Consider the following 7,542-nt stretch of genomic DNA (forward strand, 5'->3'; position numbering starts at 1 on the left):
TAGTTAAACCCCGTCGAGGCCCTTGCTGACCAGGATATTCACCGAAACGCGGCGGTTCTGCGCCTTGCCCTCGGGGGTGTCGTTGCTGGCCAGCGGGTCCGCCTTGGCCATGCCGGTGGGGGTCAGCATGCGATAGGGCTTCCAATGGCAGACCTGTTGCAGATAGTTGATGACGCTGTTGGCGCGCTTTTCGCTGAGCGTCTGGTTGAAATCATCGCTGCCGGTGGCATCGGTGTAACCCACCACCAGGATCAGCGCGTTGTCGATCCCTTCGGCCTGGCTGGCGGTCGTGCACAGATCGGCCTTGTCCTCGGGCGTCAACACCGCCTTGCCGGTGCTGAAATGCACGTTGGTCGTGCTCTTGATGTTGTATTTGTCGATATCGGCCACGCGGCCGCGCAACGCTTCGGTGGCGGCGGACTGTTCGGCAAAGCGCTGGTCGGTGCCGCGCCGGATCATGTTGGCCATTTTCAGATCGCCGTTGCTGAAACGGATCTGGCTGGCCAGCAGGCCGCCCGGCCCTTGCAGCGTCTTGACCGTCACCGGCAACCCGTTGAGCAGCGAATCCGCATCCAGGTTGGTGCCGCCAAACAGGCCATGGCTGGCCCGGATGCGGGTATGGTCATCAAACGCGATCATCGATTTGGTGCCATCGGCGGCGGTAACTTGCACCGTGCTGGCGGTACGGGCCGAGATAAACCCCTTGATTTCCGGCCCCGGCGACATCTGCGAGGCATCGGGCACGGGCGTGCCGGTTACGGTGATATCGGTCTTGGCCGGTTCCTGCGGCTGTGCCTGGTCCTGGGTCTGTGCTTGCACCGACAGCGGCATGGCCGTCATGGCAAGCAGAACGAAAACGCCTGTCTTTCTGGAAATGACCAACATAACACACCTCCTTCACACCATGGCCGACAGCGTGCCGGTGCGAACCTGTCTCGCAAATGAAAGATTTGCGCCGGGCCCCGGCTGGCCCGGCAAACCGCGCGCTTTTTGCGGCGATCCGTGTGCGGGCCCTTGCACCGACTGCAAACGCAAGTTAAATACTGAACCATATGGTTCAGTATGCAAGCCCTCGACTCGACCTGACGTTCGCGGCGCTGTCCGATGCGACGCGGCGCGGGATCATCGATCGGCTTGGGCAGGGGGACACGTCGATCACCGGTCTGGCCGACACGTTCCAGATGACGCTGACCGGGATGAAAAAGCACGTCCAGGTGCTCGAACGGGCGGGGCTCGTCGTCACGCGCAAGGTCGGACGCGTCAGAACCTGCACGCTTGGCCAGCGCGGCCTGGCGGCAGAGGCCGCATGGATCGAGGCGCATCGCCGGCTGTTCGAGGCCCGCTTTGACGCATTGGATGCCATTATCAGCGAAATGCAGCAGGAGGGACACGATGGATCGGCAAGATGACAGCGCAGGCGGTGCGCACAACCGCACCCAGGTCGAGCGCAAGGGCGATCACGAACTGGTCGTCACGCGGATGTTCAACGCGCCGCCCGCCACGGTTTACCGGGCGTGGAGCGAGGCAGAGCTGTTCCGCCGCTGGTGGATGCCGCAATCGGTAACCGGCGTTGCGCTGGTGGCGTGTGCCATGGATGTCCGCACCGGCGGCACCTATCGCCTGGAATTCGGCACCGACGGCGGGGATACCATGGCCTTCCACGGCAAATACCTCGACGTGGTGCCCAACGCGCGCATCGTGTGGACCAACGACGAAGACGAAGCGGGCGCGATCACCACCGTGACGTTCGAAGACCGGGACGGGATGACACTGCTGCGTTTCCACGAACTCTACCCCTCGCGCGAGGCACTGGAGGAAGCGCTACAGGGTTCGGCGGCCGGACTGCCCGAACAACTGGACCAGCTCGACGCCATGCTTCCCGACATCGGCACGTAACGGCGGCCGTTTCACGCGCCACAAGAACACGTGCCCGTGATCGCCGTTCGTCCGGATTGGCAGGCCTGCGGACCTTTCAACGCAATGCCTGACCGTTCAGTTGGCCGCCCGAACGAAGGCGCAGACAAACGCCGCAAGCACGGCAAAGATCCAAAGGTCGCTAACCATCGCGACCGTTTCGTTGCCGCTGCGGCCACGCTCTGCGATATGGCGAAAACCTGCGATACCGTAGAAGATGCCGGCCGAGATTGCGACCGGCAGCACAAAGCTGGGGGCACGCAGCGACAGAATGCCAACGACACCGGTGGCGAGATTTGCAATGCCAAGTTCGCGCACCAGGGGTAGTGCCTCGCTGCTTTCCATGTGAAAGATTTCGCGCGCGGTGAACTCTGGCTGCATCACCTGCCGCGCACCTGCCAGCGTCAGACGCACGCCCACGCCCCAAAAGACAAACCATTTCCCGGCCAGCCACAACAGCGGCTCGCCCGCATAAAACACATGTTCCGCGGTTACCGAACCAATCGGCAGTATGAACATGGTGAGTGCCACTACTGCTAAATACAACATGCAAGGCCTGCCTTGGTGGCGAGCGCGAGTGGGCGCGATGGGCGTAACTTCGACGATTTCGGCCTTTAAGTCAAAGTGCGCTGCTGGTCGATTTCAGCAAGGCGGTCACACCGCAGTATTGGTCGTTCGAAATTCCTATTCACCACGCTGAAACCTGTCGATTGTTCACCGTCCAAATCTCGACGACGCTTCCCAGTTTTACATACGGCCAGTGATTTCGAAACGATCACGTTCAAGAAGCTAATAGTAAAGCGGACCGAAACTCCGAAATCCAATCGCCCTTATCATATATATCCTGCAATTTGTCTACAAGTCCAAGCATATCTCTTGCTTTTCCTGGAGTCAATGGAGCATCGATCAATTGTCTAAAATTCTGCTCCAAAACCCGAGCACTTTCGGTTGTGTCTCCATAACAAGCGCATGCGCTGACGGCCCATTCTCCTTTTGCCCGAATAGAAATGTTTGTCGCAGCTTGATTTGAAATACCAATTTGATATGCCTTGGTGGCGAGTTCAGGATCTGCCCATCGCCATGCAGCCAGTAACGCCAGCTTTACTGTCATAGTCAAGTTGTCTGGACCGCAACGCTTCAGTAGTGAAAGCACTGCATCGCGTGCGGTTTTTGGATTGTCAGGAAGCTCAAATGCCATAATAATATTCAAAAGTGCATTGTTTGCTTGGGATATATCGTCATTATACAAAACGCTTTCTACGATATCCGCGGGAAACTCCAATGTCATCCAGCTTGAACTAAATTCTTCAAGTGGGCCTGTAACCTGTTCAAAAATATCAGGTTTGGCGTCATCGTGAGCCTTTAGTTCAAGGGTCCATCGCTCCGGCCTCAATTCCTCCGGAACAGCACGGATCAACGCAATCGCCCTTGCGCGAAACTGGGCGGCCATAACTGCGGGGTGCAGCCACTCGCGTACCCACCAACGCCCTTCCTGGCGCTCAACCATACCGCCTAGCTGATTGCTGGGCCCAAGCCACCGCAAAACCGCATCAAGAAATTCCGGCCTCTCATATTCAATTCCGCCGAGGCCACGGATTGTATGGCCGCTGAGTGCCAGAAGTGCGCACCGACGATGAGATAGCGGCAAATCTGCAAGCACCCCTAGTGCATCAGCGCACCCTATAGCGGCCGCCGCAACGGCAGAAAAGTCGTTCGCCGCACTTTGCAGGCGTCCGCCGTCTCCGAGCATTACATCGAGCACCTTAGTGCCGGCTTCCACACATGGCGTCGATTTGTATCGTCCGCTTGCAATCTGAAACGCAGCCAATATCGAAAACAGGTCTCCATCCGATAGCAATTGCTCCGATAGCTGAGTAATTTCAGCGTCGCTCAAAGCGCTCGTGAGCGCGATAATGTCAAAATTGGATGTGACGGTGAGAGGGGCTAGGGCTCGTGCCGACGCGGCAACGTTTGGCCCATGCATCCGCCGACCGACCGCTTGCGTCAACGCATCTGCCAATGACAATTGCGGGTCAAGAGGGAACAATGCTGCAAAATAACGCCGATCTTTCGCGCACAGGTCGGAGAATGCAAGTTTTCCTTGCTTGGCTTTCGTCTGTTCGGCCCAAGCTTCGGGCGTCCACGAAAACTCTGATACTAGCTCATGAAGCTCGTCGGATTCTAAAGCGCGGTCAGTTACCGCACTCCTCCAAAATGAGATCCGCTCGGGTTCAAGGGTTCCATCTGCAAACAAGCGATCAAGATTTAACGTCCTTTCGTTGAAATTCTCATGTAGCAAACCAGAAAAATCGAATGCAACTCGCTTTTGCCCAAAAACTGCTACAGCGTCTCCTGCTTCATTTATCTCACCTGCTTCAGCGACAATGTCGCCGTTGATATCTTCTAGATGGGCAATCCCTCCATTTATAGTTATCTTTAAAAATTCTCTTAGATTACTAAACGGCACTCTGTGATCCAGGATTTTTAAAATTCCTTTTCCAAATCCAAGGGTCGTTTGAATTCTCTCGTCTCCGATGATCATTGCGCGAAATGCTGAAGGAACATGACGCAAGAGCCACATGCATACTTGATACTTCGGTACGACCACCTCACCTTCAAACGAGGCCGGCTCGACATCGCTGACAGCTTGCGCAAGGTTATTGAGGGCAATGGGTTTAATGTCGCGATCTCGGCCAGCCAATTGGGGGGCTACAAGCGATTCATGCCACCCGTCATACTGATCTAGCCGCTCCTCGGGAATTGCGACGGGTTGTGCGAGAAGCGTGTGTATCATAACGCGCGTATTGGCTGCCCACTGCCTTAGCTCTTCTGTGTCGCCTCGCCGTGCTACCCAATGGCTGTCCGGGAGAGCCTTCAGGAGCCAGGTTGCTGCCGGCTCAGCAATCTCATCTGGTAACTCAGCCCAACACCGTCTGATTGCGACGACCATATTGGCCAGAGCGTTGCTGACCCAATGCATTTCACGCGGTAAATCAATTGCATGGCGAATGAGCGGAAGATGAATGGAGTTGACTATTTCCCGTATCGCCCGAGGCGGATCGATCTTCCAGTCACCTTGTTCTGCAGCCTGCACGATCTCGTCCGCATCGACGGGAATGAAGCTCACGCCGCAAGCCCGTAGTTTGGTCCTCGCAGCCAGCCTCCTGCTGGGTTCGATTAGCCCCTTACGTGCCAGTTCATCAATCACGTCCAAAATCGTGAAGATCGGGCGACTTTGCCCCATCCGATCAGTGACGCCCGCCTCTCTCGTAAACATGCGTTCCGCTAACACAAGCGCGTCGTATTTTGATGCATCGGAAAGCAAAGCGATGATTGGGCTTGGCCCTAAACTGTCATCCAGCTCAGCCCCGTCCCGACGGAACCCGCCATGGGTTATTCGACCGGCGGCAGTGGCCGCGACCAGTTTTTCCCGGAAACCTTCGATGGCTTCCAAGGTATTCCGCGACGCTTGCCATTCACGTATTTCGTCATCGATGGCCTTTTCTGTAGCGTCGGTGACGACGAGTTGAGCGCCCGCCATTATCAGCGTCGTCAAAACCCGCGCATTTTCGAGGGCATTCAGAGCGACAATGTTGAGCAGCATGGGCCGCGAAAAATCGACAGTCATTTCCGATGGCCATCGCATCGCACTGCTACCAAGCATGGTCCGGGCCGCATTCGCAGAGGCGGTGTCCAATTCCCCCCCATTTTCCAACACGTCTATGACGCCAGCTGGGGAGACGATCTCAGCGCTAATTTCGGTGAGATCCATCGTCCGCTCGCCGAATGACCCCGGCTCGTGAATGGGGAAGTCATGCACGTAACGCGAATTTGTCTGTGCAGCGAACAATAGCTCACCTCGGTCGCCATCATCACAATCAGGTAGTTTGATCACATTGATTTTGTTGGTCGATATAAGTGCCTTCAACCGATTCGCCTGTTGGAAACGGGATCTTTGGCCGCGATGAGCTCGAAAATAATCATCGAACAGGTACGGCAATGTACCAGACGGTATTACTACCTTGCGAAAGGCTAACAGTGCTTCGTCAAGCAACCCGAGCAACTCCAGCGTCAGCAGCGACGCCAAGTCGAAAGCGACGACGTGAAAACCTGACATGTCGCCAGCAAAACGGTTGCCGGCGATCAGTGGTAGACAATATCTGCGCCGGGCATCGCGTTGCTCTGCATTGCGCGAGAGACGGTCTAGCAACAATTCGCTGACGGTCACACCCAATCGCCGGACAGCCAGTTCAAACGGCACCTGTCCAGCCAGCATCATGCGATCAAGCTCGATGGCCTGCGCCTGCCGGTCTTTGATCATCTCCACGACTTCGCGGAGTTCGCCTTGCTGCACTGGACCATTGGCATCCGAAAGCGCAATTGCAGTCCGGAACCAGCCGCCCGCCTCCGTTCCCCAATCAGTTCCCCTTTCGACTGCCAGTTGGAAGGCAGACAACAGTATCACTGGGTCATCGGGATTCTTATGTGCGGCTGCACGCGCCAAATGCTCAGCGATGGGGTCATTGATTAGCTGTGCGAATTGAGCACCCTGTAGCAGTTGCAGGGCTTCTCGGTGCTCTCGTCGTTCATAGTCCTCGTTTGCAAGCTTCCCAAGGTCGCCCCAGCGCCCACTTTCAAGTGCTATGTTTATCTCAAGCTGACGCAGGCCTCGATCGTGAGGCAGCCGCGCGCGCAATTCAGTGGTCCGCCTCCTGGCCTCGTCAAGCTGGCCGGCACGAAACGCAGCCCATGCCCTGTGCCTCAGGATATCGTCACTGGCTTCGCCAGCATCCCCAATCTCGGTGAGAAGCAGGTCCAGTTCGCGATCCCGCTTTGCGTTGAAAAGAGCGGTGGCAGCACGAATGGTCTCTTCAATACGATGCCGCCTCTGCCAATGCTTGATTGCAAACTCACCGAGATCAGGATGATCTGCAACAATCATTGCTTCAACTAAATTGGAGAGATCCCCATCATTATCAGAAATCTCGAAGGCTTTACGCCACTGGGCTACTGGCAGCGCACCGTTCTCAACCTCGACTAGTATAGCCTCCAGGCGCGCAACAGCCTCCTCTCCGAGGCGAGATTCCCATGCCTTGAGCTCAGAGCGGGCATGTGGCGTGTCGCCCGTCTTTGCGAGCAATTCTATTCGCAATCCGACAACGAATGGCAGCGGCGCTCCAGCGGCAAGCAGTGCGTCATGATAACGGTCTAGAAATAAAATGATCTCAGTCGGCGATCGACGCACTATCAATGGCAGCGCGCCAATCAAATCATGATCAGCGAGTCCATTTAGCAATTCCTTGCGATCCAACTCGCGCTGCGCGATTCCGATATCAAAATTTAATCCAAATGCCACAGCAATTGACGCAAAAAGGATGCTGTTATCTGGCTCTCCACATTTAGCCTGTAGCTCACTTGCCACCTCAACGAACTGATCTTCGTCGGCATTCAGAAGTTCTAAATATAATCGCTGAGCATCAAACCAACAGGTAACCCTTGGTTCAAGGTCAGAAATTCGTTGACGGAATTCGGCCAGAGATGAAAGAGCCGCCATTCGCAATCTCAAACCTTCAGCATCAGAACGCAAATCATGAGGCTTAGGAAGATAGGAGTCTCCGCCAATCTGAA

The 7,542-nt window shown here is 56.0% G+C and carries 5 protein-coding genes; 2 read left to right on the forward strand and 3 right to left on the reverse strand.

Going from position 1 to position 7,542, the window contains the following annotated elements; all coding sequences use genetic code 11:
- Positions 1–3: 3 nt before the first annotated feature.
- Positions 4–885, reverse strand: a complete 882-nt coding sequence (locus AQZ49_RS18855) for an OmpA family protein (protein ID WP_067619490.1) — start codon at positions 883–885, stop codon at positions 4–6.
- A 167-nt stretch (positions 886–1,052) separates the two neighbouring features.
- Between AQZ49_RS18855 and AQZ49_RS18860 the strand changes: the two genes are divergently transcribed.
- Both AQZ49_RS18860 and AQZ49_RS18865 read left to right on the forward strand, forming a co-directional pair.
- Positions 1,053–1,409: an ArsR/SmtB family transcription factor gene (locus AQZ49_RS18860; protein ID WP_067619493.1), complete on the forward strand. Its 357-nt coding sequence runs from the start codon at positions 1,053–1,055 to the stop codon at positions 1,407–1,409.
- Positions 1,393–1,896 (forward strand): SRPBCC family protein, encoded by a 504-nt coding sequence (locus AQZ49_RS18865; protein WP_067619496.1) that lies wholly within the window; start codon positions 1,393–1,395, stop codon positions 1,894–1,896. Before AQZ49_RS18860 ends, AQZ49_RS18865 begins: the two co-directional genes overlap by 17 nt.
- A 96-nt stretch (positions 1,897–1,992) precedes the next feature.
- On the opposite strand, the gene AQZ49_RS18870 is transcribed toward AQZ49_RS18865, so the two are convergent.
- Together AQZ49_RS18870 and AQZ49_RS18875 are read right to left on the reverse strand one after the other, a co-directional pair.
- Positions 1,993–2,463, reverse strand: coding sequence for a DUF6790 family protein (locus AQZ49_RS18870; protein WP_156428395.1), 471 nt, complete (start codon positions 2,461–2,463; stop codon positions 1,993–1,995).
- Between the two features lie 232 nt (positions 2,464–2,695).
- A complete protein-coding gene (locus AQZ49_RS18875) occupies positions 2,696–7,468 on the reverse strand; it encodes an HTH domain-containing protein (RefSeq protein WP_231739315.1) in 4,773 nt (1,590 codons plus the stop codon).
- Positions 7,469–7,542 lie beyond the last annotated feature (74 nt).

It is taken from the genome of Novosphingobium sp. FSW06-99 (assembly GCF_001519065.1).
Classification (GTDB): domain Bacteria; phylum Pseudomonadota; class Alphaproteobacteria; order Sphingomonadales; family Sphingomonadaceae; genus Novosphingobium.

What these genes read in the sequence shown, in the direction of transcription:
- AQZ49_RS18870 (WP_156428395.1), bottom strand. Translation starts at nt 2,463, where the DNA reads ATGTTGTATTTAGCAGTAGTGGCACTCACCATGTTCATACTGCCGATT.
- AQZ49_RS18865 (WP_067619496.1), top strand. Translation starts at nt 1,393, where the DNA reads ATGGATCGGCAAGATGACAGCGCAGGCGGTGCGCACAACCGCACCCAG.
- AQZ49_RS18860 (WP_067619493.1), top strand. Translation starts at nt 1,053, where the DNA reads ATGGTTCAGTATGCAAGCCCTCGACTCGACCTGACGTTCGCGGCGCTG.
- AQZ49_RS18875 (WP_231739315.1), bottom strand. Translation starts at nt 7,468, where the DNA reads ATGGCGGCTCTTTCATCTCTGGCCGAATTCCGTCAACGAATTTCTGAC.
- AQZ49_RS18855 (WP_067619490.1), bottom strand. Translation starts at nt 885, where the DNA reads ATGTTGGTCATTTCCAGAAAGACAGGCGTTTTCGTTCTGCTTGCCATG.